Origin of the sequence: Tsuneonella deserti (assembly GCF_014644315.1) — a bacterium.
GTDB lineage: Bacteria > Pseudomonadota > Alphaproteobacteria > Sphingomonadales > Sphingomonadaceae > Tsuneonella > Tsuneonella deserti.
This window is the reverse complement of record NZ_BMKL01000001.1, coordinates 2,561,147-2,583,478: the sequence shown is the minus strand read 5'-3', so window position 1 is coordinate 2,583,478 and position 22,332 is coordinate 2,561,147. Positions and strand designations below refer to the sequence as shown.

The following is a 22,332-nucleotide window of genomic DNA, read 5'->3' as shown; positions in this document are numbered from 1 at the left end:
CCGGGGCGCGGGGCGAAAGCTTCGCGCCCCGTTCTCTTGGGGGGTAACATGAGATTCTGGCGAACGACCTGCGCGGCCCTGGGCGCGCTGACACTGGCAGCCTGCGCCACCGCCCCCGGCGGAACGGACACCGCAAGCGCGAACAGCGCAATCGATAAAAATCCCTATCCTTCGACCTACAAGGCTTACCCGGGCGCTGCCACCGCACTCGTCGGGGCGACCGTGTTCGACGGAGCGGGCGGCCGGATCGATAACGGAACCGTCCTTTTCGCCGATGGGAAAATCGTAGGGGTTGGCAGCGCCGACCTCGCGATCCCTGCGGGCTACACTCGGGTTGATGCCACGGGCAAGTTCGTCACTCCCGGCATCATCGACATTCACTCGCATCTCGGTGTGTATCCTTCGCCATCGGTAGAGGCGCAGTCGGACGGCAACGAAGCCACCGCTCCTACCACGCCCGACGTCTGGGCCGAGCACTCCGTCTGGCCGCAGGACCCGGGCTTTTCACGCGCGCTTGCCAATGGCGGCGTGACAGCGCTCCAGATCCTTCCCGGCTCGGCCAACCTCGTCGGTGGGCGCTCGGTCACGCTTAAGAATGTGCCCGCGCGCACCGTGCAAGGCATGAAGTTCCCCGGCGCGCCATACGGCATGAAGATGGCCTGCGGCGAGAACCCCAAGCGGGTCTATGGCGGCAGGGGCCGCATGCCCTCCACCCGTATGGGCAACATGGCGGTGGACCGTCAGACCTTCCTGGACGCCAAGAAATGGATGGCGGAAGGCCGAAAGGGCCGCGACCTCGCCAACGAGACCCTGGCCGGCGTGATCGACGGCGAGATCCTGGTCCAGAACCACTGCTACCGGGCCGACGAGATGGCCTTCATGATCGATCTGTCCAGGGAGATGGGCTACAAGATCTCCGCCTTCCACCACGCGGTGGAGAGCTACAAGATCGCCGACCTTTTGCGCGAAAACGGAATCTGCTCGGCCATCTGGGCCGACTGGTACGGTTTCAAGATGGAAAGCTATGACGGCATCCCTGAAAACGCCGCCTTTCTGCAGAATGCGGGCGCCTGCGTCATCATCCACTCGGACGACGAGAACGGCATCCAGCGCCTCAACCAGGAAGCCGCCAAGGCGCAGGCCGCGGGACGGCGCGCAGGGATCATCATTCCCGATGAGCAGGTGATCCGATGGCTGACCCTCAATCCGGCACACGCGATGGGCATCGACGAAATGACCGGTAGCCTCGCGAGCGGCAAAATGGCCGACGTAGTGCTGTGGAACGGCGATCCCCTCTCCGTCTATTCGCGCCCCGAAAAAGTCTGGATCGACGGCGCGCTGATGTACGATTCGGATAACCGGAAGATGCGCCCGGTGAGCGATTTCGAGCTTGGCCAACCCGGCGAAGGAGACGTGAAATGAATTCTCGCCTCCTGATCGGCGCGGCGCTCCTCGCGCTCTCCGCCCCCGCTCTCGCGCAGGACTTCGCGGTGACCAACGCCACCGTTGCGACCGGCGATGGCAGCGAGCCGGTGCAGGGCGCGACCGTCGTCGTGCGCGGCGGCAAGGTGGTCGCCGCAGGACCCGGCGTGGCGATTCCGGCCGGAGTCGAGACGATCGACGGCACCGGAAAATGGGTCACTCCCGGCCTGTTCGCGGCAATGACCGCGCTCGGCCTTTCGGACGCCGACGGGGTCGAGGAATCGAACGATACCAGCGCGCGCAACTCGCCGTTCGGCGCCGCGCTCGACGTGACACCCGCGCTCAACCCGGCCTCGCAGCACGTAGCAGTGGCGCGCGATGGCGGGATTACCCGCGCGAGCGTTTTCTCGCGTCCCGCCAGTTCGATCTTCGGCGGCCAAGGCGCGGTGGTCGATCTCGGCGCGGATCCGGACATGGTCGTGCGGCCGCGTGCGTTTCAGCTGGTCGCACTGGGTGAATACGGCGCGCGGCTCGCGGGTGGCAGCCGGACGAGTGCCCATGCGGTCCTACGCAATGCGCTGCGAGAGGCGCGGCAGTATTCCGCCGATAGCCGCATACCCGGGGGAAGCGGACCACGGCAGGTCAGCACGGGCGACGACATCCCGGTCGACACGCGCCTGGTCGACAGTTCCGCCGAACGCGACGACGTTCTGCTGACCCGCTTCGACGCCGCGGCGCTCATCCCGGTGGTTAACGGACAGCAGCCCCTGTATGTCGCCGTGGAGCGTGCGGCGGACATTCGCTCGGTGCTGGGTTTGCGCAAGGAATTTCCCAAACTAAAGCTGGTGCTTGTGGGGGCCAGCGAAGGCTGGCGGGCCGCCGCCGACATCGCCGCCGCCGGTGTGCCGGTGATCGCCGATCCGGTGGACGACCTCCCGTCGAGTTTCGAGCAACTCGCCGCGACCCAGAGCAACGTCGGGCGGATGGCCGCCGCAGGTGTGAAGGTCGCGCTCGGAGGCCTCGCCGGCACGACCGGCGACCAGCCGAAGAATCTGGCGCAATACGCCGGCAACCTCGTCGCGCTGACGAAGATTCCCGGCGCTTCCGGCCTTAGTTGGGGGCAGGCCTTCGCCGCCATTTCCTCGGTCCCGGCAGAGATCGCCGGCCAAGGCGGCCGCGCGGGCGTCCTCTCGCCCGGGGCCGCCGGCGACCTGGTGATCTGGGATGGCGATCCGCTGGAGCTCTCGAGCGCGCCCGAGCGGGTCTTCATCGACGGAGTGGAGCAGCCGAAGGATGACCACCAGACCCGTCTGCGCGACCGCTACCGCGATCTCGACGAGAGCGACCGGCCCAAGGGATACGATTGGTGAGGCGTTTGTTCAGCGGTCATGGCGGTGCCACCCTCGCGCTTGGCCTCGCGCTGATCGTGGGCGCCGCGGCGCTTGCCGAAGGGCCGGCTGATGGCCCTGCCGATCGCAGCCAGGACGTTGTCTGGATGAACGCCCAGCAGTCCGCCCTCGCAGTTCGCGCGGCGCAGCCCGGGTGGCAGCCGGTCGAAGGCGGCCTTTTGTGGCGGCGCGTCGCGGGTGACGGCAGCGGAGCGCATCCGGCAGTCACTGACATCGTCACCGTGCACTACACCGGCACATTCGTCGACGGATCGACTTTCGACACATCCGAAGGCGGTGAGCCGGTGACTTTCCCGCTCGGGAAGCTGATCCCTGCATGGAAGCTGGCGATCCCGCAGATGGGCGTGGGCGACACGATCGAGATCGCCGCCCCCGCCAACCTCGCTTATGGAGTCAAGGGCAAGGGCCCTATTCCGGGCGGCGCGACGTTGCTGTTCACCGTACGCTTGCTCGACATCGGAAAAGGCGGGCAGTAGTTTCGGGCGGGGTCGAAACGGGAGGATATCCGTGGACCCTGCACTCGCCAGCCTTCTCGCCGCCAGCCTCGCCTTCGTCGGCACGCACTTTGCGCTGTCGCACCCGCTGCGTCGGCCGCTGGTCGCGCGGATCGGCCAACGCGGCTTTCTCGGCTTCTACTCGCTGGTTGCCCTTGCGACGCTGGGATGGGTGATCTTCGCGTTTCGGGCGGCCCCGCCCGCCGATCTACCGGGCTCCGGTCAGGTCGGCTGGATCATCGCCACGCTCCTTACCCTGCCCGCGCTCGTGCTGTTTCTCGGGTCGCTGGCAAAGAACCCGGCTCTCCCCAACCCCGGTCCCGCAAAACCGATCGAGCGCGCGCCAACCGGCGTGTTCGCCATTACCCGACACCCGATGATGTGGGGCTTCGCGCTGTGGGCCATCGCGCACATTGTCCTGTGGTGGAGCAACCGCACCCTGATCGTGGCGAGCGCGATCCTCGTCCTCGCGCTCGTCGGAGCGCACCTGCAGGACCGCAAGAAGGAAACGCTGATGGGCGATAGCTGGTCCGGATGGGAGGCGCGGACGAGTTACTGGCCGCGATGGAGCGGGCTCCTCACCGTGAGCGCCGTGCTATGGCTAGTGACGCTGGCGCTCTGGCTGCTGATCACCTGGGCGCACATCCGTTCCGCCGGTGTCCCGGCGGGAATATGGCGCTGGCTAGGCTGAGCTAGGCCCGCGCCTCTTCCACGCCGGCGCTGTTATGGCGCAGCGCCTTGAGCACGGTGTCCACGATGTGCGGCGCATTAAGGCCAGCCACGTCGTACTGCTTCACGGGGTCGTCATGGTCCTGGAACAGATCGGGCAAGCGCATCGTGCGGATCTTCAGGCCGGCATCGAGCAGGGCCTCGTCGCTGGCGTGCGTGAGCACGTGGGCGCCCAGCCCGCCGATGGCGCCTTCCTCCACCGTCACCACGACTTCGTGCGTGCGCATCAGGCGATCGATCAGCGCGGTGTCGAGGGGCTTCGCGAAGCGCAAGTCGGCGACCGTGGTGGACAGTCCCTTCGCCTCGAGCGCGTCGGCCGCCTTCTCGGCCTCGGCAAGGCGAGTGCCGAGCGAAAGGAGCGCGACCTTGGTGCCTTCGCGCGTCACCCGTCCCCTACCGATCTCCAGCTTCTGCGGAGTGTCGGGCAGCGCAATGCCGGTGCCGCTTCCGCGCGGGTAGCGAAAGGCGATCGGCCCGCTGTCATGCTCCGCGGCGGTGTAGGTCATGTGCACCAGTTCGGCTTCGTCCGCAGGTGCCATGACCACCATGTTCGGCAAAGTAGCGAGATAGGTCACGTCGAACGAACCGGCATGTGTCGCCCCGTCGGCACCCACCAGCCCGGCGCGGTCGATCGCGAAGCGAACGGGCAGGTTCTGGATGGCCACGTCATGGACCACCTGGTCGAAGGCCCGCTGGAGGAAGGTCGAATAAATAGCACAGAACGGGCGCATTCCCTGCGCGGCGAGCCCTGCGGCGAACGTCACCGCGTGCTGTTCGGCGATACCAACGTCGAACGCGCGGGTCGGGTGCGCCTTGGCGAAGCGGTCCACGCCGGTGCCTGAAGGCATCGCCGCGGTGATTGCGCAGATTCGGTCGTCGGTTTCCGCCAGCTTCGCCAGCGCATCGCCGAACACGTTCTGGTACGACGGAGGGCCGCCAGCACTCTTCGCCTGTTCGCCGGTGATCACGTCGAACTTCTGCACGCCATGGTACTTGTCGGCGCTGTTCTCGGCCGGGGCGTACCCTTTGCCCTTCTGCGTCACGACGTGAACGAGAATGGGCCCCTGGCCGCTGTCCCGCACGTTCTCCAGCACCGGGATCAGGTGGTCGAGGTTATGGCCGTCGATGGGCCCGACGTAGTAGAAACCCAGTTCCTCGAACAGCGTCCCGCCGGTCACCATCCCGCGGGTAAACTCCTCGGCCTTTTCGAGCCCGTGGTTCAGGCGCCGGCTGAGTTTCGCGGTCAGGCGTTTGGCGAGACTGCGCAGGCCGAGGTACTCGCTCGAGGACACCATCCGGGCGAGGTAAGCCGAAAGTCCGCCCACCGGAGGTGCAATCGACATGTCGTTGTCGTTGAGTATGACGACCAGCCGATCTCCCGCCGCCTCGGCGTTGTTCATCGCCTCGTAGGCCATGCCCGCGCTCATCGCGCCGTCGCCGATGACCGCGATGCCCCGTCCTGGCTGCCGCTTCAGCTTGTTGGCGATGGCAAAGCCCAGCGCCGCGCTGATCGAGGTGCTCGAGTGGGCCGCGCCGAACGGATCGTATTCGCTCTCGCTGCGCTTGGTGAAGCCGGACAACCCGCCGCCCTGGCGCAGGGTGCGGATGCGATCGCGGCGGCCGGTCAGGATCTTGTGCGGGTAAGCCTGGTGACCGACGTCCCAGATCAGCTTGTCGGTCGGAGTGTCGAAGACATAGTGCAACGCGACCGTGAGCTCGACCACGCCAAGGCCGGAGCCGAGGTGCCCCCCGGTCGTGCCGACGGCGCTGATCATCTCCGCGCGAAGCTCGTCCGCGAGCTGGCGCAGTTGACCTGGATCAAGCTTGCGGAGGTCGGTGGGCGTATCGACAGTGTCGAGAAGCGGCGTCACGGGGCGCGAAGTCATGGGCGCTGCCCTACACGCGCGGCTGCGCGCTGTCGATGAAAGCCGGGTGAGCAGACCATGAGCATCGCCTGAAAAGCGCGTGTCCTAGCGGCATTCGGCGCACAGGCCGCGAATCTCGATCACCGGGCGCTCGGGCTTGAAGTCAGCCGCCTCGGCCAGGCCCCGCACGGTCTTGCTCACCGCATCGTTATCGATGTGGGTCGCCTCGCCGCACTCGTCGCACACCAGGAAGATGCAATCGTGGAGGCAACCCGGATGGCTGTTGGCGAGGTAGGCGTTGCTGCTTTCGACCCTGAGCGCGAGGTTGTTGGCCACGAACACGTCGAGAATTCGGTAGATCGAGTTGGGCGCCATGCGCTTGCCGCGCCGTGCCGAAACCTCGTCGGCGATATCGTAAGCGGATGCCGGCGAGGCATGGGTCGAAAGCGCGGCGAACACGTCAGCGCGCAAGTCGGTCCACTGCTCACCCGCGGCGACCAGCGCTGCGCGCGCCGCCTCGGCAAGATCGGAACCGGAGTGTTCATGGTGCTGGTGGCCGGACATGGGTGCAATGTAGTGCCGGGAATCGACAGAAGCCAGAGCGTCAACCAGTCGTGAACGATGCCTTCCAGACGCCGGGATAAGTCGCTTTCAGGGCCGCGACCTTCGGCGCATCCCAGCGCCGGATGTAGGGATGATTGGGGTTCTTCGCGGCGAAATCCTGATGGTAGGCTTCGGCCCGATAGAACGCGCCCTGTTCGAGGGTGGTGACGATGGGGCTCTTCCACAGGCGGGCGGCGCCAAGCTGGGCGAGATAGGCCCGGGCGACCGCGCTTTGTTCGGAGTTCTGCGGGAACAACGCGGTGCGATACTGCGCGCCGACGTCAGGACCCTGCCGATTCTTGAGGGTGGGGTCCGCGATGACCGCGAAATAGATCCGCAGGAGCTGATCGTAGCGGATCACCGCGGGGTCGTACGTTACCCTGACCGCCTCTGCGTGGCGGGTGCCGCCGGCCGAAACGGTATCGTAATCGGCGCTCGCCTTGGTTCCGCCGGCATAACCGCTGACAGCGCTCTTCACGCCCTTCACATGGCTGAAGACGGCCTCCACGCCCCAGAAGCAGCCGCCCGCGAAAACAGCGGTCTTGAGGCCCCTGCCTTCGGCAGCCTGGCGTTTCGCCATCGGCGCCGCGACGACGGCCTCCCCTGCAGTCGCGCTCTGGCAGCTCGCCAAGGCGACCGCGCCAGCGGCGAGCGCGAGGGCCGCCTGCTTCACTGTGCCGGAGCGGCTATTGTCGCGGCCTGGGCCGGAGGGATCAGCTCACCGCTCATTTGCGGGGCGATCTGCCACACCGCGATCGCGGTGCCCACGGCGAAGCCGATGGCGAAATTGCGGGGCAGATCGGTCTTGAACAGGCGCATTGTCTTTCTTCCTTTGGGGCGCCGATATGGATAGCGCTGCGCCGATTGCGAGGCCCTGAATACTGGGGTTGCGGGACGTTCAGGAGGACACGGGTGCTCGACACGGCGATAATCGGGGCTGGCCACAACGGGCTGGTGTGCGCGTTCTACCTTGCCCGCGCAGGACACAAGGTGCGGCTCTACGAAGCGCGTACAGTGATCGGCGGAGCGGCGGTAACCGAGGAATTCGCCCCCGGTTTCCGCAATTCGACGGCCAGCTACACGGTCAGCCTGCTCCAGCCCAAGGTCATCGAAGACATGGGTCTGGTGGCCCGCGGTTACCGCGTCATCGAGCGGCCTTTCGCCAACTTCCTTCCCCTCGATAACGATTACCTGCTGGTTGGCGGCGGGCTGGAGGCAACCCAGACCGAGTTCGCGCGCTTCTCGCGCGCGGACGCAGAGGCGTTGCCCGGCTATTACGCGATGCTCGAGACCGTGGCCGAAGTCATGCGCGACCTTGCGTTGCAGATCCCTCCGGATGCCGCCGGGGGGCCGCGTGCGATGATCGATGCGGTCCTGCAATCGCGCAAGGTTGCCAGGCTGCCACTGGCAGCCAAGCGCGACGTGCTGACGCTGTTCACCCGTTCGGCACGCGAGGTGCTCGACCAGTGGTTCGAAAGCGAGCCGGTCAAGGCGGCGTTCGGGTTCGACGCCACCGTGGGCCACTACGCCAGCCCCGAGGAACCCGGCAGCGCCTATGTCCTGCTCCACCATGTTTTCGGCGAGGTGAACGGCAAGAAGGGTGCCTGGGGCCATGTGCCGGGCGGCATGGGGACCATTACCCGCCTGATGAGCGAAGCAGTGCGCGAAGCCGGCGGCGAGATCATGACCGGGGAGCCGGTCGAACGGGTGCTGGTCGAGGGCGGCCGGGCGGTGGGCCTCAGGCTTGCGGGCGGCGCGGAAATTCGCGCGAAGCGGGTAATCGCAAACCTGGGGCCCAAGCCGCTATTCGACAAGCTGGTGCCCGGCGAAACGCTGCCGGCGGATTTTTCACGGGCGATGGCGGGGTACCAGGGCGGGTCGGGGTCATTGCGGATGAACGTCGCACTATCCGCTCTGCCCCGTTTCACCCACGCTCCGGAAGGCGAGGAACATCTGAAAGCCGGCATCATTATCGCGCCGAGCCTGGACTACATGGATCAGGCGTGGCGCGATGCGAAGGACCGGGGGTTCAGCACCCGGCCGATCGTCGAGATGCTGATTCCCAGCCTCGTCGATGAAGGCCTGGCCCCGCGCGGCCAGCATGTCGCGAGCCTGTTCTGCCAGCACATCGATCCGGATTTGCCCCAGGATCGGGAGAATGACGCGGTGGAGGCGGTATTTGACGCGATCGAGGCCCGCGCACCCGGGTTTCGTGAACTGGTTCTCCATAGGCAGGTCCACACTCCCCGTGCACTCGAAGCCAAGTTCGGATTGTGGCGTGGAGACATCTTCCACGGGCGCATGAGCCTCGACCAGCTGTGGGCTGCTCGCCCCGTGCTCGGTGCCGGCAGTCACCGCACGCCCGTGCCCGGCCTGTGGTTATGCGGCGCTGGCACGCACCCGGGCGGCGGCGTCACCGGCGCGCCCGGCCACAACTGCGCCCACGCGATCTTGCGGGAAAGCAGGCGACTTCCCTGGCGCCGCTAAGACGGGCGGCGACAAGCCGACCGCGAGACCAAACGGGTGCCCGCAGGCGGTCCGAAGCGAAGCGTAGGAAGCAGCGCCGAGGACGAAGGCGCGGAGGCGCCTTCGAAAACCTATCAGTGCCGGAAGTGCCGCATCCCGGTGAAGACCATCGCCAGGCCAGCCTCGTCGGCCGCCTTGATCACTTCCTCGTCGCGGATCGAACCGCCCGGCTGAATCACCGCAGTCGCGCCCGCTTCGGCTGCGGCGAGCAGGCCGTCGGCGAAGGGGAAGAAGGCGTCCGAAGCGACCGCGCTGCCGACGGTGCGGGGCTGGCTCCAGCCGTGCTTTTCCGCCGCCTCGGCCGCTTTCATCGCCGCGATGCGCGAGGAATCGCGCCGGTTCATCTGGCCGGCGCCGATGCCCGCGGTGACGCCGTCTTTCGCGTACACGATCGCGTTGGATTTTACGTGCCGGGCGACCGTCCAAGCGAACATGCAGTCGCTCAGTTCCTGCTCGGTCGGAACCCTTTTCGTGACCACTTTCAAGTCGTTACGCGAAATCGCGCCGTTGTCGCGGTCCTGCACCAGGATGCCGCCGGCGATGACTGCCATCGTCTGGCCGGAGCGGCGGGGATCGGGGAGGCCGTCGGTAATCAGCAGGCGCAGGTTCTTCTTTTTCGCGAAGGCGGCGCGGGCGGCATCGTCGGCGCCGGGGGCGACTACCACCTCGGTGAAGATCGAGCAGATCGCCTCCGCGGTCGGCCCGTCGAGCGGCACGTTGGTCGCGACGATGCCGCCGAACGCCGAAACATCATCGCAATGAAGCGCTTCATTCCACGCGCCGAACAGCGTCGAACACTGTGCGACACCGCAAGGGTTCGCATGCTTGACGATCACCACCGCCGGATCGCCTCCGGCAAACTCTGCCACCAGTTCGAGCGCGGCGGCAGCGTCATTGTAGTTGTTGTAGGACAACTCCTTGCCCTGCACCTGTTCGGCTTGCGGCAAACCGTTCACGTGCGGTCCGACCGGCAGGTACAGCGCGGCGTCCTGATGCGGGTTTTCGCCGTAGCGCAGAGTGGTGGCGAGCCTGCGCGACGTGCTGACCAGCGGCGGGAACTTCTGCTGCTGGTCGGCGAACGCGAACCACTGACTGATCATCGCGTCATAGGCGGCGGTCGCGGCGAAAGCCTTGGCCGCCATGCGCCTGCGGAAGGCGAGCGTGGTCGCCCCGTTGTTGGCGGCGAGTTCGGCCAGCAGCTCGTCGTAATCGGCCGGGTCGGTGACGATCGTCACGTACTGGTGATTCTTCGCCGCCGAGCGGACCATCGCCGGGCCGCCGATGTCGATGTTCTCGATGATCTCGTCCCGGCTCGCGCCGCGCGCCACGGTCGCCTCGAACGGGTAGAGGTTGATCACCGCCAGATCGATCCCGCCGATCTCGTGCGCGGCCATCGCCGCGGCGTGTTCAGGGTTGTCGCGGACAGCCAGCAGGCCCCCGTGGACCACCGGATGGAGCGTCTTGATCCGCCCGTCCATCATCTCGGGAAAGCCGGTCACGTCCGACACGTCGCGCACGTCCAGCCCCGCGCCGCGCAGTTCCCTTGCGGTCCCGCCGGTCGAGATGATCTCGATGCCCCCATCGGCAAGCGTCGCGCCGAGCGCGGCGAGCCCGTCCTTGTCGGAGACGGACAGCAGCGCCCGCCTGATGGTCACGTCAGTCACGAAAGATCATCCCATTTTCTTGAACAGCCAGGAGAAGCTTCCCCCGCTGCGGGGCGTCAGCCCCTGTATCACCAATTGTTCGATCGGCTGCGGGCGGCCCTGGCCATCGACCCACAGGCTCTCCTCGATCGACAGCGCCGCCCCTTCGCCCAGTTCGCCGCAGCGGAACTGCCAGTACGTACCGTCAGGCAGCGCGAGGCCCGCGCCGCGGCCGTTTGCGGTGAGGCCGAGATCGATGCCCGGGCCGATGTGGAAGCGGATCGCGAAGCCGATCTTGCCGCGCTTGCCCTTCTTTCCCGCAGGCACCAGCAGATCCTCTCCGCGCAGTTCGCTGCCGTCGTCGCGCAGGATGAGGATGCGGCGATGGATGAGGCCATTGCGCGCGACATAGCCATCGTGGCTCGCTTCCAGCCGCGTGGCGCCCCGCCCCGCCTTTTCAGGCGCGATCGTGCGCCGGTCGAGCTCGACTTCGCCGACGCCTCCTCCAAGCTTGCCGTTCAGCAGCACCGCGGTCGAGTTCGCATCCCCCAGCACCAGGGTCGAATGGGCAGCGGTCGCGCGCAGGCCCTGCTCGATCCGCACGGGCACCTGTCCGCCCGCGAACGCGGCGCCGCCGCAATTGACCACTATCCGCTGGGGCCCGTGGCTGAGCTCGAAAGCCAGCGTCGAGGCGCAGCCGGAGCGCGCATGGCGGGCAAGCGGCGGAGGAGCGGCATCGAACTGGAGCACCGACTTGCCGGCGACGATTCGCTGGTAGCCCCACTGGCGTGCGTCCTTGAGCGGCCGGGTGCGCACCCCGCTGGCTGAAACAAGCGCCGCGATGCGCTCTGCCGGAACCGCGCCCGCGCCCTGCCACGAACCGAGCCCGCCATCGCCATGCGTGAGGGTGAGCAGCGGCGGCACCAGCATACCCAGCATCGCCTCGATCGCCGCCGGAGGTTCGCGCCGCACGGCGCGGTAGCATGCCTTCAGCTCGATCAGCAGGGCGATCGCCTGAGCCTGCGCCAGCGGACTGCGCGAGAGCACGCCGCCGTCTTCGGCCACCAGCTCGCCCAGCGCGCGAACGAGGCCGGCCTCGCCGAACAGGCGGCGGGGCTTTCCATCGGGCAGCAGCAGCCCGGCCGAGACAATCGCGCTCCAGCCCGCGACCTGACCAAGCCCGTCGCCGGCCTTCGACACGCTGCGGTCAAGCCAGCGGGCGGTTTCCTCCATCGCCTTGAGCGCCTTCGTGCGCAGGCGGCTATCCTGCCCGGACAGGATCAACGGGGCATGAACCAGCCAGCCGAGCAGCCGGAGGCCGGCGTTCTCCACCGTCCACGCCGCACCCTTGCCCTGCTTTCCGCCTGGCCCCGGATTGGCCGCAAGCCAGGCCGCAAGGATCCGCTCGGCTGTGGCGGTGCATTGTTCGCGCGGGGCTGACACGCACAAGTCGCGCAGCCAGGTGAAGCCGTGCACGGTGCGCTCGAACGGCGGAGTCAGCCTGGCGGCTGGAGCGAAGTCCATCTGCGCGATCGGCGCCTTGACCCCGTAAACCAGGAAATGCCCGGCCCGCAGCGCGACCCCCGCGGCGCGATCGCCGGCCAGAGGGCTTTCGACCGTCGCCAGCAGGCGTGGACGGGCAGGCTTGCCGAACGGGCGCGCCAGCGTGGCGCCCGATACGCCGAGGCGGTAGGCGAGCCGGATCAGCGCCTCGCCCGCGCCTACCGCGGGAGGCGAGAAATCGGCCAGCGCCAGCGCGCGGCCGGGTTCGATCAGATCACCGGTGGCGCCGTCTTCCGCTTCCACGGCCTTCAAAACGTGCGGATCCTCGCCCCCGTGGAGCGGTATCGCACGCGCCCGGGCGGTGGTGGCGGCGCGCCTGTCGGTAAGCGCCGCGTCGGCCATCAGGCACCAGCCTCTTGAAGCCCCTTGAGCGCGGCGATGTTGGCGGCGTAGCGCTCCGCCCCGCCGCGGAAGGTAGCCGATCCCGCTACCAGGACGTCGGCCCCCGCATCCACGCACTGGCGCGCGGTGACGGCATCGACGCCGCCATCCACCTCGAGGTGGATTGCCCGGCCCGACTTGTCGATCATCTTGCGCACCGCCTCGATCTTGCGGAGCTGGCTGGCGATGAAGCTCTGCCCGCCGAAACCGGGGTTGACGCTCATCACCAGCACCAAGTCGATCTCGTCGACCAGGTAATCGAGCATCTTCGCAGGGGTCGCCGGGTTGAGGCTGATTCCCGCCTTCTTGCCCAGGCCCTTGATCGCCTGCACCGTGCGGTGGACGTGCGGCCCGGCTTCGGGATGGACGGTGATGATGTCCGCGCCAGCTTCGGCAAAGGCTTCGAGCCACTGGTCGACCGGGCTGACCATCAGATGGACGTCGAACGGCTTGCCCGTGTGCGGGCGAAGCGCCTTGACCACGCCCGGACCGATCGTGAGGTTGGGGACGAAATGCCCGTCCATCACGTCGACATGGATCCAGTCGGCACCGGCCGCGTCGATTGCGCGCACTTCCTCGCCCAGCCGGGCAAAGTCGGCGGACAGGATGGACGGGCTGATCAGCGGATGGGCCATGGGACGGCCTTTGGGGCTCCTCGGGATGCCTGTGAAGGGCTTAACCACTGCCTTGCGGAGGGCACAAGCGAAACAGGCGGCCTTTTCCACATCGCCCCGCCCACTCGGGCGTCATTCGTGCCAAATGGTGACAGTTCGCGCAGGAGCCGGGGCGAAAATTCAGGGCAAATTCAGGCCGCCGCAGCCACGGCCGCGCAACCCACTGGGGCCACGCAGGCGCGCTCCGGCTTGAGCCGCGCGCCCCGCCCCGCCATATGGACGGTTCCATGAACTTTCGTACTTCCCGCCTTCCTGCCAACATTATCGCGCTCGGCGCGCTGGTGCTCGGCGCCGCCGCGCCGGTTCACGCGCAATACCGGCAGACCATCTCCAACGACATGTCCCAGTGCCGCGGCGGCGAAGGCCCGGCCGTGCTGGTGACCGTCGCGGGGGTGAAGGCTTCCAGGGGCCGCATCCGCGTGCAGAGCTATCGCGCGACCGCCGCCGACTGGCTGAAGAAGGGGCGGTGGATCAACCGGATGGAGGCCCCGGCGCGTGCCGGGACGATGACCTTCTGCGTGCCGGTGCCGGCGAGCGGCAGTTACGGCATCGCGGTGCGCCACGATCTCGACGGCGACGGCAACACCGACCTGACGAGCGATGGCGGCGGGATGTCGAACAACCCTTCGATCAACATCTTCAATCTCGGCAAGCCGAGCTACACAAAGACCGCGTTCCCGGTCGGATCCGGGGTCAAGTCGATCCACATCAACATGCGCTACATGTGAGCTGGCCGGGCTGCGACCCGGTTCAGCGTTGCTGGCGCCAGACCCGCCACAGGACGGCCGGCGCGGCGAGCACGGGATGCCTCTCGCGCCAAGGTGTCAGCTCGACCGGCACGCCTGTATGCCGCTCGATCTTCCACGCCGCATAGCGCGCAGCGCCTTCGAAAGTGGTGCTGGCCTTGACCAGCCGCAGCAGGTTGAGCGGCTTGCCCAGCCGTCTGCGCAAGCCCCACCAGCGGAGGATCGCCTTCCGCTCACCATCCGCAATGCGCGGCAGCAGAACGTCGCCCCGCCGTTCGAAGTCTATCCCTCCGCTCTCCCATGCCAGCGGAAGGAGGCCGTCGAAATGCGCTTCGTTGACCGAAAGAATGTCGTTTTCGCGGCCTGGTTTCTCGACCCGGAACTCCGCGCGATAGGTCGCCCGGAACAGCGCCCGCCAGAAATCCTGTGCCCGGCCCTCGCGCGGGCCAAGCGCGGCGGCGAGCCTCGCGGCAGTGATCGCCGCGCCCGACACGGCATGCGTCACCTCTCGCCGTGCCGTCGCATCGGCGGCCCAGGCCAGCGCCGAAGGCTGGACGAACCGCGCCCAGATCGTCGTATCGCGCGATTCGCCGAGCGCGGCGCGTGCGAAGGTGCCCAGCGCCATGGTTGCGATCTTGGCGCGCAGGGTCAGGTCGCCCTCGTTCCATTCGCGGTAGGAGACGCGCGGCCAAATTCGCTCGACCTGGGAGCCGGGCAACAGGACGTAGAAATCGAGCACCCCCTCCAGCGAGCCGGTGCGCAGGTTGGAGCCGTAGAACAGCACTGCGCGCGCGCCTGCTTCCTCGCCAAGGCGCGCGGCGATTGCGCGCACTTGCCCGGCCACGGGGGCTTCGAGCGACCGGGCGACCCGCCCCTCGAGCGGCCCGCTCACGGCACCACGAAGCTCAACCGCGGCCCCTCGGTGAGCTCGTAACTTCCGGCGGGGAAGGCCTCACCATCGAGGATGAAGCGATCCCCCAGATCGAGCAGGATCCGGTCGGTCGAGCAGCGGTGCAGGCCCGCCTTCTCCAGCCACTCGCTTTCCCACCCCCATGCCACAGCCGGGATCATCGCCATCAGCCGGCGGCGCGGATGATCCATCACCGCGAGCTTGAGACCCGTAAGGCGGCCATAGGGATTGATGCCGAACGCGAACCGTTCGAGCGTGGCGGCAAGCAGCATCCCCCTTCGGCGCGGGTCTCCCCTGGCGCTGCGTGGCAGTTCCCTGCCCTCCTGCCCGACGCGGATCCGCATGGGCGCGCCGCGGCGCCAGTGGTTGTGGTCGGAGCCGAACAGGCCTTGCGCGATACCCCACAGGGCGGTGGCGACCACCGCCACACCGTCGAATGCGCCCAGCCGGTGCGCGTCCTGGCCCGCGTTCACCGCGACGGTAAACAGGCCCGCGCCCAGCACGAAACCGGCAAGTTCGCCGCCACCCTCAACGTCGCGAACGATCATCGGCCGGCGCACGACCCGTTTTCCGTCACGCACCGCCGCAACGGCTTCCTGGATGGTCCAGTGCTTGGGAGCGCCGAGATCGTGGCTCAACGCATTGGTCTTGCCGGCAGGTATCACCGCGAGGAGCGGCCAGCGATCTCCAAACACCCGCATCCCGGCGGTCAGCACATCGCGCACCGTGCCGTCTCCCCCGCTGATGGCGATGCATTCGACGCCCTCCTCGGCAAAACCGGCCAGGACCGCGGCGAGCTCCCCGCGTTTCTCGGGTGACGCGACGCTCACGCCCGGCAGCGCCGCTGCTTCATCGCACAGCTGGCGGTTGCGGTGGCTGCGCGGGTTGAAGATGACCCCGACGCGGGGCAGCGTGGAGTATTGTGGCGTGGCGGGCGACATTGGCCTCGCGCCTTAGACGGGGCGGCGCGGGCACACCACTACACTTTTCCTGATGCAGGCGCGCGAACGCAGGTTAGTCTCCTGTCATGCTGCACCCCGACCTGCTCGATTCGGCTCGCGCGATCTCCGAGAAGATCGTCGCCCTGCGCCGCGCCATCCATTCCGAGCCCGAGCTGGGCCTCGACACGCCGAAGACACTCGCCAAGGTGCGCGCCGCGCTCGCGCACCTGCCGCTCGAATGGCGCGAGGGCGGCTCGACGACCGGCGCGGTGGCCACGCTCAAGGGTGGCAGGCCGGGCCGGCGAGTCCTGCTGCGCGGCGACATGGACGCTCTTCCGATGGACGAGCACACCGGCCTCGAATTCGCCTCTATTGTGCCCGGGAGGATGCATTCCTGCGGTCACGACACCCACACCGCGATGCTTGCCGGCGCGGCGGAACTGCTTTGTGCGCGCCGGGACGATGTCGCGGGCGAAGTCCAGTTCATGTTCCAGCCGGGCGAGGAAGGTTTCCACGGCGCGAAGCACATGCTCGATGACGGGCTGGTCTCGCCGCTGCCCGAGGCCGCCTTCGCGCTCCACATCATGCCCAACGCCCGCCACGGCGCCGTGGCCGGAAGGGCGGGCGCGCTGATGGCATCGGCCGACCAGCTCGACATCGTGGTCGAGGGCAAGGGCGGCCACGCCTCGATGCCGCACGACACGCTCGATCCCGTGCCCGCCGCCTGCGCCATCGTCACCGCGCTGCAGGCGATGGTCACCCGCCGCTTCAACGCCGCCGATGCGGTGGTCGTCACCGTCACGATGATCGAAGCCGGCACCGCGCACAACGTGATCCCCGACCGGGTGACCCTGCGCGGCACGATCCGCACGTTGACGCCGCGCAACCGCGACACGGTCCACCGGCTGATCGCGGAAACCGCGCAGGGCGTGGCTGCAGGCTATGGCCTGTCCGCGCGCACGACGGTCACCCCCGGCTTCCCGGTCACGATGTGCGACGAGCGCGCGGTTGCGCTCGGCCAGGCGGTGACCGGCGAACTGTTCGGCGAGCAGGACTGGATCACCCTGCCCACCCCGATCATGGGCGCGGAAGACTTCTCCTATGTGCTCGAACAGGTGCCCGGCGCGATGTTCTTCCTCGGCGTGGCCAGGGAGGGCGACGACTGGCGCAGCGCCTGCTCGATCCACTCTCCGCGCATGTTCGTCGATGAAGCTGCGCTGCCTCGCGGCAGCGCGGTGCTGGCCGGATGCGCGCTTCGTTTCCTCGAAAACGGGTTCGACGAACCGGACTTGCGCTGATTGGTTTCCCAACGCAACTTGCCTGCCGAGATTCGCCACGCATGATGGCGAGCCAAGGAGAGGCGAATGGAATATCCCGACAAGTCGCGCACGCTGGGCGCGGCGCTGACCCAGTGGGCGCAGGAAACCCCGGATGGGGTCGCGATGCGTCACGATGATGTCATCATCGACTGGAAGACCTACGACCGGCATGCGACGCAGATCGCCAACGGCCTTGCCGCGATGGGCCTCAAGAAGGGCGACCGCGTCGCCTATCTCGGCAAGAATTCCTGGCGCGCCTGCGAGCTGGTCATGGGCGTCGCCCGCGCCGGCATGGTGCTGGTGCCGGTAATCTGGCGCCTGGCCCCGGCCGAGATCGAGTTCATCCTCAAGGATGCCGAAGCGGCCGCCCTGTTCGTCGAGCCATTGTTCGAAGGACAAGCCTTCGAAGGCCAGCGCGTGATCATGGACGATCGGTTCGACCAGTGGCGCGACGGCCAGTCCGATGCCCCGGTGACGACCGAAGTCGATCGCGGCGACGTGTTCCTCCAGCTCTACACCTCGGGCACCACCGGTATGCCCAAGGGGGTGATGCTGACTCACCGCAACGCCACCGTGCTGCGCCCCATCATGCAGGAGGAGGGCATCGGCTGGTTCAGTTCGCAGCCTGGCGACACGCTGATCCACGCGATGCCGTTCGGCCATATCGCCGGGGTCGGCTCCGTCACCGGCGCGGTCAACGGCGGGCAGCAGCTCATCATCCATACCGAGTTCGATCCCGCGCTGATCCTGCGCGACATCCAGCGCTACAAGGCCAAGTGGGCGTTCCTCGTCCCTGCCGCGCTGCAGATGATGCTGGATCATCCCGATGCGAAGGACGCGGATTTCTCCAACCTCGAGGGAATGGCTTACGGCGCGAGCCCGATTCCGCTCGACCTGCTCAAGCGCGGGGTCGAGAAGCTGGGCTGCGGCTTTGCGCAAATGTACGGGATGACGGAGACCTACGGCACCGTCGTCAGCCTGCCGCCGGAAGACCACCGGCCCGGCCGCGAGGGCGTGATGCGCTCGGCCGGCAAGGCGCTGCCATCGTGCGAGATCCGAATCCTCGATGCCGAGGGCAATCCGCTCCCTCCGGGTGAAATCGGCGAAGTGGCGATCTACAGCCCGACGACGATGGTCGGCTACTGGAACCGGCCAGAGGAAACCGCCCGCGTGTTGTCGGCCGATGGCTGGTTGCGCACCGGCGATGCCGGGATCATGGACGAGGAGGGCTACCTCTACATCCAGGACCGCATCAAGGACATGATCATCTCGGGCGGCGAGAACGTCTATCCGGCCGAAGTCGAAAGCGCGATCTATGGTCACCCCGCGATCGCCGATGTGGCCGTTATCGGCGTGCCCGACGAGAAATGGGGCGAGGCGGTCAAGGCGGTGGTCGTTCCCAAGCCTGGCGTCCATCTCGAGGCGGGCGACGTGATCTCCTATGCGCGCGAGAAAATCGCCGGCTTCAAGTGCCCCAAAACCGTGGATTTCATCGACGCGCTGCCGCGCAATCCTTCCGGCAAGATCCTCCGCCGCGAACTGCGCGCGCCCTACTGGGAAGGACGCGAGCGGCAGGTGAATTGAGCGAGAGGTGGCGCGACAGCTCGATGCAAGCCTGATCGCAGCCTATCGGGCGACCGATTATCACGTGTTCGCCGAGCCGCCGTTCGTCCTGCGTATCGGCGAACGCTCGGCGGCGCTGGATGACTTGCTACAGCGTAGCGGCGCGGCGGGGGCCGCGTTCCTGACCGCCTGGAACCCGTATAGCGAACAAGTCCCGCTCGGGGCGAACATGGCTCGCCAGGCCGAACTCATCCGGAACTTGGAGGCGAGGGGTTGGCAATACATTCCGGGCGAGGGCCGAGGCGCCGACCCGGCCTGGCCCGCCGAACCCAGCATCCTCCTCATCGGCCCTTCCCGCGACGAGGCCCAGTCGCTCGCGCGGGATTTCCGCCAGCATGCAATCGTATGGGCGTCGGCAGGCGGGCCCGCGGAGCTTGACCCGCTTTGATCGCATGCCTTGGGCACGATACGGAACCAATTTGTGACGCGTTTCGAATGCGGTAGCCGCCCGTCCGCCAAGAATTGGATAGGGAACGCACTATGAAAAACGATATCACTTTGATCCTCGAGGCGGCATCCTTCGCAGCCGCCAGGCATAGCCAACAAAGGCGCAAGGACGCCGAGGCCTCGCCGTACATCAACCACCCCCTGGCACTGGCTGACATCCTGGCGAGGGAAGGCGGCGTGGAGGACGCGAGCGTGATCGCAGCCGCGTTGCTTCACGACACCGTGGAAGACACCGAGACCTCGATCGAGGAGATTGAAGACCGCTTCGGCAAGCCCGTGGCTACCATCGTTGCCGAAGTAACCGACGACAAGTCGCTTCCAAAAGAGGAGCGGAAACGGCTTCAGGTGGTGAAGTCCGCCACCAAATCCCATGGAGCCAAGCTTGTGAAGCTGGCTGACAAGACGGCAAACCTGCGCGATCTCGTGGCCACGCCTCCTGCCGATTGGTCAGCCGAGCGGAGAGCGCAATACTTCGAATGGGCGCGGGAGGTGGTCGAAGGACTGCGAGGCTGCAATCCGGCGCTCGAGAAGGCGTTCGATGAAGCATACGCCAGTGTTCTGGCCGTTCATCCACGTGGGTCTGAAGGTACCATTGCCTGAAGGCAACGGCTGAAAGTCCTCCACTTCGGAGCCCTGCCTTTTCCTTTGGTTGAAGAACCGGCGAGCCTTCGCGTTATGCAGCCAAAGTCTGTTAGACAGCTTGGCGCACCCGACAGGATTCGAACCTGTGACCTCTGCCTTCGGAGGGCAGCGCTCTATCCAGCTGAGCTACGGGTGCGGACCGGAGGCGGGCGCTTAGCAAAGCGTCTCGCCGCTTGCCAGCAGTTTGCGGGCAGTCCGCCGCTTATTAGCGTTTTGGCAAGCGCTCGCAGGTTAACGCGGGCGTCACGATGAACGCGACTCCGACAGATTTCGTCCCCGCCGCGCGCCGCGACGGCAGCGCACCCCGGGACCTGGGCTCGATGCGGGGGCAATGGGCCGCGCTGCAGGACGCTGCCGCGGCCGTTGCCGCAATCGCGGGGGTAGAGGCGGAAAAGCCTGACGAACACGTGAGGGACTTTCCCTCGCGGATCGAGGGCGCCGGCGGCTGGCGGGTAGAACTTGCGAGCAACGGCATCAGCGATATCTCCGCGATGATGCGCCCGGGCCTCAAGGCGCTGCTGGCGGTCACCGAGCGGGGCCAGGATCCCACCGCAGCCGCGCTCACCTTGTGGCGCGAATACCTTCACGCACGCGCGGCCTTGCTCGACCTCCTGCCCGAGTATCTGGCCGACGAAAGCCTGGCGCAGGCCTGAGGCGAGTTCGCGTCGCGAGCGAGCGCGGCCGGCTCGGCCAGCTTGACGCGGTTCGCCTTCTGTTCCAGTTTTGGAAGATGGCCGATTCACCTGCTCTCTCGCTGATATCCGACAACCCGACGGCACAGTCGGTGGCGCGGGGCATTTGCCGGCTGTTCGCCCGCAACGACATCTGGTGCCTGTCCGAGATGCCTCTGCGCAACGGCCGCCGGGCCGACCTGATGGGGGTCGATGCGAAGGGGCGGATAGTCATCGTCGAAATAAAGGTCAGCCGCGCCGACCTTCTCGGGGATGGCAAGTGGCCGGACTATCTCGATTTCTGCGACCGGTTCTACTGGGGCGTGCCACCGGGCATCGATTGCACGCTGCTCGAAGGCCTGAACTTCAAGCCCGATTGCTGCGGGGTGATCGTAGCCGATGGCTACGACGCCGAGATCGTGCGACCCGCGCCCACTCACGCGCTGGCGGCGGCACGGAGGAAGGTGGAGATCGAGCGGCTCGCCCGCACTTCGCTGAGGAGGCAGGTCGTGGGCAGCGATCCGCATTGCGCACCGTGGGGACAGGGGCTGTAGCCAGACGGCGGCGAGCGGCGTAAACGGCGCGCGATGCTGCTCGCCATCCTCGCTTCCGCCCTGGCGATGACCGCCATCGTGGCGCTGCGCTACCTCGGCGCGAGTGGTCTGTTCGCCCTCGCGACCCGGCGGGTACGGCCGGGGCTTTATGCCGGGCTGAACCACCAGATCCGCAAGGAGATCGGCTGGTCGCTCGCCTCCGCCGCGATCTATGGAATCCCGGCCGGGATCGTCGCGTGGGGCTGGCAGGCGCGCGGCTGGACGGCGATCTACACCGACTGGGCGGCCTACCCGCTGTGGTATTCCCTTGTCGCCCCCGTGATCTACCTCGCGGCGCACGACACGTGGTTCTACTGGACTCACCGCTGGATGCACCGGCCACGGCCGTTCCGTGTCGCTCATGCGGTTCACCACGCCAGTCGTCCGCCCACTGCATGGGCGGCGATGAGCTTCCATCCGATCGAGGCGCTGACGGGCGCGGTGGTCATTCCCGCGCTGGTTTTCGTCGTCCCGATCCACCCGGCCATGCTTGCGCTCGTGCTGACGGTGATGACAGTGATGGGGGTCACCAATCACATGGGCTGGGAGATGTTTCCCCGGGCGCTCGTTCACTCGCGAGCAGGTAACTGGCTGATAACGGCCAGCCATCATCAACGGCACCACGATCTCTATCGATGCAACTACGGCCTCTATTTTCGTTTCTGGGACAAGCTGTGCGGCACCGATCGCGGGCTCGCGTAGTGCTCGGCCTCGCGCTCGCCGGAACGCTGCTGACGGGCGCGGGTGAACCGGCGGGAATTGTCAGCCTGAAGGTCACCGGCCTGCGTTCGGACAAGGGACAGGTGATGGTCTGTCTGACCCGCGAGGCCGACCGGTTTCCCGATTGCAGCGGGAGTGCCACCGCTCGCACGGCCATCCTGCCGGCCAACCGGCCCGAGACCACTTTCGCGCACCTTCCGCAGGGCCGCTATGCGATCTCGGTGCTGCACGACGAGAACGGCAACGGCCGCGCCGACAAGACCCTCGGACTGATTCCGCGCGAGGGGTTCGGCTTCTCGCGCGATGCGCCGGTCCGCATGGGCCCGCCCAGGTTCGACCAGGCAGCGTTCGCGGTCGCGGGCGAGGATGTCGTCCAGTCGGTGCGGATGCGCTATCTCATGTGATCAACCC

Annotated in this window: 23 protein-coding genes and 1 tRNA gene; 14 read left to right on the top strand and 10 right to left on the bottom strand. The window is 67.2% G+C overall.

All coding sequences use genetic code 11. The annotated features are described in order from the left end of the window. Positions 1–48 precede the first annotated feature (48 nt). From IEW58_RS12805 to IEW58_RS12790, 4 genes are read left to right on the top strand one after another with little or no spacing between them, the layout of a single operon-like run. Entirely contained in the window at positions 49–1,422 is a 1,374-nt protein-coding gene (locus IEW58_RS12805) for an amidohydrolase (RefSeq protein ID WP_188645465.1), read from the top strand. After that, on the top strand, positions 1,419–2,792 hold the full coding sequence (locus IEW58_RS12800; RefSeq protein ID WP_188645464.1) for an amidohydrolase family protein: 1,374 nt from the start codon (positions 1,419–1,421) through the stop codon (positions 2,790–2,792). Before IEW58_RS12805 ends, IEW58_RS12800 begins: the two co-directional genes overlap by 4 nt. Then, a complete protein-coding gene (locus IEW58_RS12795) occupies positions 2,789–3,307 on the top strand; it encodes an FKBP-type peptidyl-prolyl cis-trans isomerase (protein WP_229658587.1) in 519 nt (172 codons plus the stop codon). The genes IEW58_RS12800 and IEW58_RS12795 overlap by 4 nt, the downstream gene beginning before the upstream one ends. A 31-nt stretch (positions 3,308–3,338) precedes the next feature. Beyond that, positions 3,339–4,016: an NnrU family protein gene (locus IEW58_RS12790; RefSeq protein WP_229658586.1), complete on the top strand. Its 678-nt coding sequence runs from the start codon at positions 3,339–3,341 to the stop codon at positions 4,014–4,016. Between the two features lies 1 nt (position 4,017). On the opposite strand, the gene dxs is transcribed toward IEW58_RS12790, so the two are convergent. The 4 genes from dxs to IEW58_RS12770 all read right to left on the bottom strand — a co-directional run bounded on the left by dxs (position 4,018) and on the right by IEW58_RS12770 (position 7,341). Further along, on the bottom strand, positions 4,018–5,940 hold the full coding sequence (gene dxs, locus IEW58_RS12785) for a 1-deoxy-D-xylulose-5-phosphate synthase (protein ID WP_188645462.1): 1,923 nt from the start codon (positions 5,938–5,940) through the stop codon (positions 4,018–4,020). 84 nt (positions 5,941–6,024) lie between these two features. Next, positions 6,025–6,483 (bottom strand): Fur family transcriptional regulator, encoded by a 459-nt coding sequence (locus tag IEW58_RS12780; protein WP_188645461.1) that lies wholly within the window; start codon positions 6,481–6,483, stop codon positions 6,025–6,027. Positions 6,484–6,523: 40 nt separating this feature from the next. Next, positions 6,524–7,195: a peptide-methionine (S)-S-oxide reductase MsrA gene (msrA, locus tag IEW58_RS12775; protein WP_229658585.1), complete on the bottom strand. Its 672-nt coding sequence runs from the start codon at positions 7,193–7,195 to the stop codon at positions 6,524–6,526. Next, positions 7,192–7,341 (bottom strand): hypothetical protein, encoded by a 150-nt coding sequence (locus IEW58_RS12770; protein ID WP_188645460.1) that lies wholly within the window; start codon positions 7,339–7,341, stop codon positions 7,192–7,194. The genes msrA and IEW58_RS12770 overlap by 4 nt, the downstream gene beginning before the upstream one ends. Positions 7,342–7,434: 93 nt before the next feature. Between IEW58_RS12770 and IEW58_RS12765 the strand changes: the two genes are divergently transcribed. Further along, positions 7,435–9,009 (top strand): phytoene desaturase family protein, encoded by a 1,575-nt coding sequence (locus tag IEW58_RS12765; RefSeq protein ID WP_188645459.1) that lies wholly within the window; start codon positions 7,435–7,437, stop codon positions 9,007–9,009. Positions 9,010–9,122: 113 nt separating this feature from the next. On the opposite strand, the gene purH is transcribed toward IEW58_RS12765, so the two are convergent. Genes purH through rpe form a run of 3 tightly spaced genes read right to left on the bottom strand, consistent with a single transcriptional unit; the run spans position 9,123 to position 13,270 of the window. Further along, positions 9,123–10,712 (bottom strand): bifunctional phosphoribosylaminoimidazolecarboxamide formyltransferase/IMP cyclohydrolase, encoded by a 1,590-nt coding sequence (gene purH / locus IEW58_RS12760; RefSeq protein ID WP_188645458.1) that lies wholly within the window; start codon positions 10,710–10,712, stop codon positions 9,123–9,125. Between the two features lie 6 nt (positions 10,713–10,718). After that, entirely contained in the window at positions 10,719–12,596 is a 1,878-nt protein-coding gene (locus IEW58_RS12755; protein ID WP_188645457.1) for a heparinase II/III family protein, read from the bottom strand. Next, positions 12,596–13,270, bottom strand: coding sequence for a ribulose-phosphate 3-epimerase (gene rpe, locus IEW58_RS12750; RefSeq protein ID WP_188645456.1), 675 nt, complete (start codon positions 13,268–13,270; stop codon positions 12,596–12,598). The genes IEW58_RS12755 and rpe overlap by 1 nt, the downstream gene beginning before the upstream one ends. Before the next feature lie 266 nt (positions 13,271–13,536). Between rpe and IEW58_RS12745 the strand changes: the two genes are divergently transcribed. Continuing rightward, complete coding sequence (locus IEW58_RS12745) at positions 13,537–14,037, top strand: DUF2141 domain-containing protein (RefSeq protein ID WP_188645455.1); 501 nt, start codon at positions 13,537–13,539, stop codon at positions 14,035–14,037. Positions 14,038–14,059: 22 nt separating this feature from the next. Here IEW58_RS12745 and IEW58_RS12740 read toward each other — a convergent pair whose 3' ends face one another. After that, positions 14,060–14,947, bottom strand: a complete 888-nt coding sequence (locus IEW58_RS12740; protein WP_188645454.1) for a hypothetical protein — start codon at positions 14,945–14,947, stop codon at positions 14,060–14,062. Next, a complete protein-coding gene (locus IEW58_RS12735; RefSeq protein WP_188645453.1) occupies positions 14,944–15,906 on the bottom strand; it encodes a diacylglycerol/lipid kinase family protein in 963 nt (320 codons plus the stop codon). The genes IEW58_RS12740 and IEW58_RS12735 overlap by 4 nt, the downstream gene beginning before the upstream one ends. A gap of 86 nt (positions 15,907–15,992) precedes the next feature. Here IEW58_RS12735 and IEW58_RS12730 point away from each other — a divergent pair, with 86 nt between their 5' ends. The 4 genes from IEW58_RS12730 (at position 15,993) to IEW58_RS12715 (ending at position 19,895) form a co-directional block, all read left to right on the top strand. After that, positions 15,993–17,204: a M20 metallopeptidase family protein gene (locus tag IEW58_RS12730; protein ID WP_188645452.1), complete on the top strand. Its 1,212-nt coding sequence runs from the start codon at positions 15,993–15,995 to the stop codon at positions 17,202–17,204. A 66-nt stretch (positions 17,205–17,270) separates the two neighbouring features. Continuing rightward, a complete protein-coding gene (locus IEW58_RS12725; RefSeq protein ID WP_188645451.1) occupies positions 17,271–18,809 on the top strand; it encodes a long-chain-fatty-acid--CoA ligase in 1,539 nt (512 codons plus the stop codon). A 7-nt stretch (positions 18,810–18,816) separates the two neighbouring features. Next, positions 18,817–19,236, top strand: coding sequence for a DUF3293 domain-containing protein (locus IEW58_RS12720; RefSeq protein ID WP_188645450.1), 420 nt, complete (start codon positions 18,817–18,819; stop codon positions 19,234–19,236). Positions 19,237–19,328: 92 nt separating this feature from the next. Then, positions 19,329–19,895, top strand: coding sequence for an HD domain-containing protein (locus IEW58_RS12715; protein ID WP_229658584.1), 567 nt, complete (start codon positions 19,329–19,331; stop codon positions 19,893–19,895). Positions 19,896–19,996: 101 nt separating this feature from the next. Here IEW58_RS12715 and IEW58_RS12710 read toward each other — a convergent pair. Beyond that, positions 19,997–20,073, bottom strand: a tRNA-Arg gene (locus IEW58_RS12710). Positions 20,074–20,185: 112 nt separating this feature from the next. On the opposite strand from IEW58_RS12710, the gene IEW58_RS12705 reads away from it, so the two are divergent. The 4 genes from IEW58_RS12705 to IEW58_RS12690 all read left to right on the top strand — a co-directional run bounded on the left by IEW58_RS12705 (position 20,186) and on the right by IEW58_RS12690 (position 22,325). Beyond that, on the top strand, positions 20,186–20,590 hold the full coding sequence (locus IEW58_RS12705; protein ID WP_229658583.1) for a hypothetical protein: 405 nt from the start codon (positions 20,186–20,188) through the stop codon (positions 20,588–20,590). A gap of 77 nt (positions 20,591–20,667) precedes the next feature. Further along, positions 20,668–21,162 carry an MmcB family DNA repair protein gene (locus tag IEW58_RS12700; protein ID WP_188645449.1) on the top strand — a complete coding sequence of 165 codons (495 nt, stop codon included), beginning with the start codon at positions 20,668–20,670 and terminating at the stop codon, positions 21,160–21,162. Between the two features lie 33 nt (positions 21,163–21,195). Next, on the top strand, positions 21,196–21,903 hold the full coding sequence (locus IEW58_RS12695; protein ID WP_188645448.1) for a sterol desaturase family protein: 708 nt from the start codon (positions 21,196–21,198) through the stop codon (positions 21,901–21,903). Next, positions 21,903–22,325: a DUF2141 domain-containing protein gene (locus IEW58_RS12690; protein WP_229658582.1), complete on the top strand. Its 423-nt coding sequence runs from the start codon at positions 21,903–21,905 to the stop codon at positions 22,323–22,325. Before IEW58_RS12695 ends, IEW58_RS12690 begins: the two co-directional genes overlap by 1 nt. Positions 22,326–22,332 lie beyond the last annotated feature (7 nt).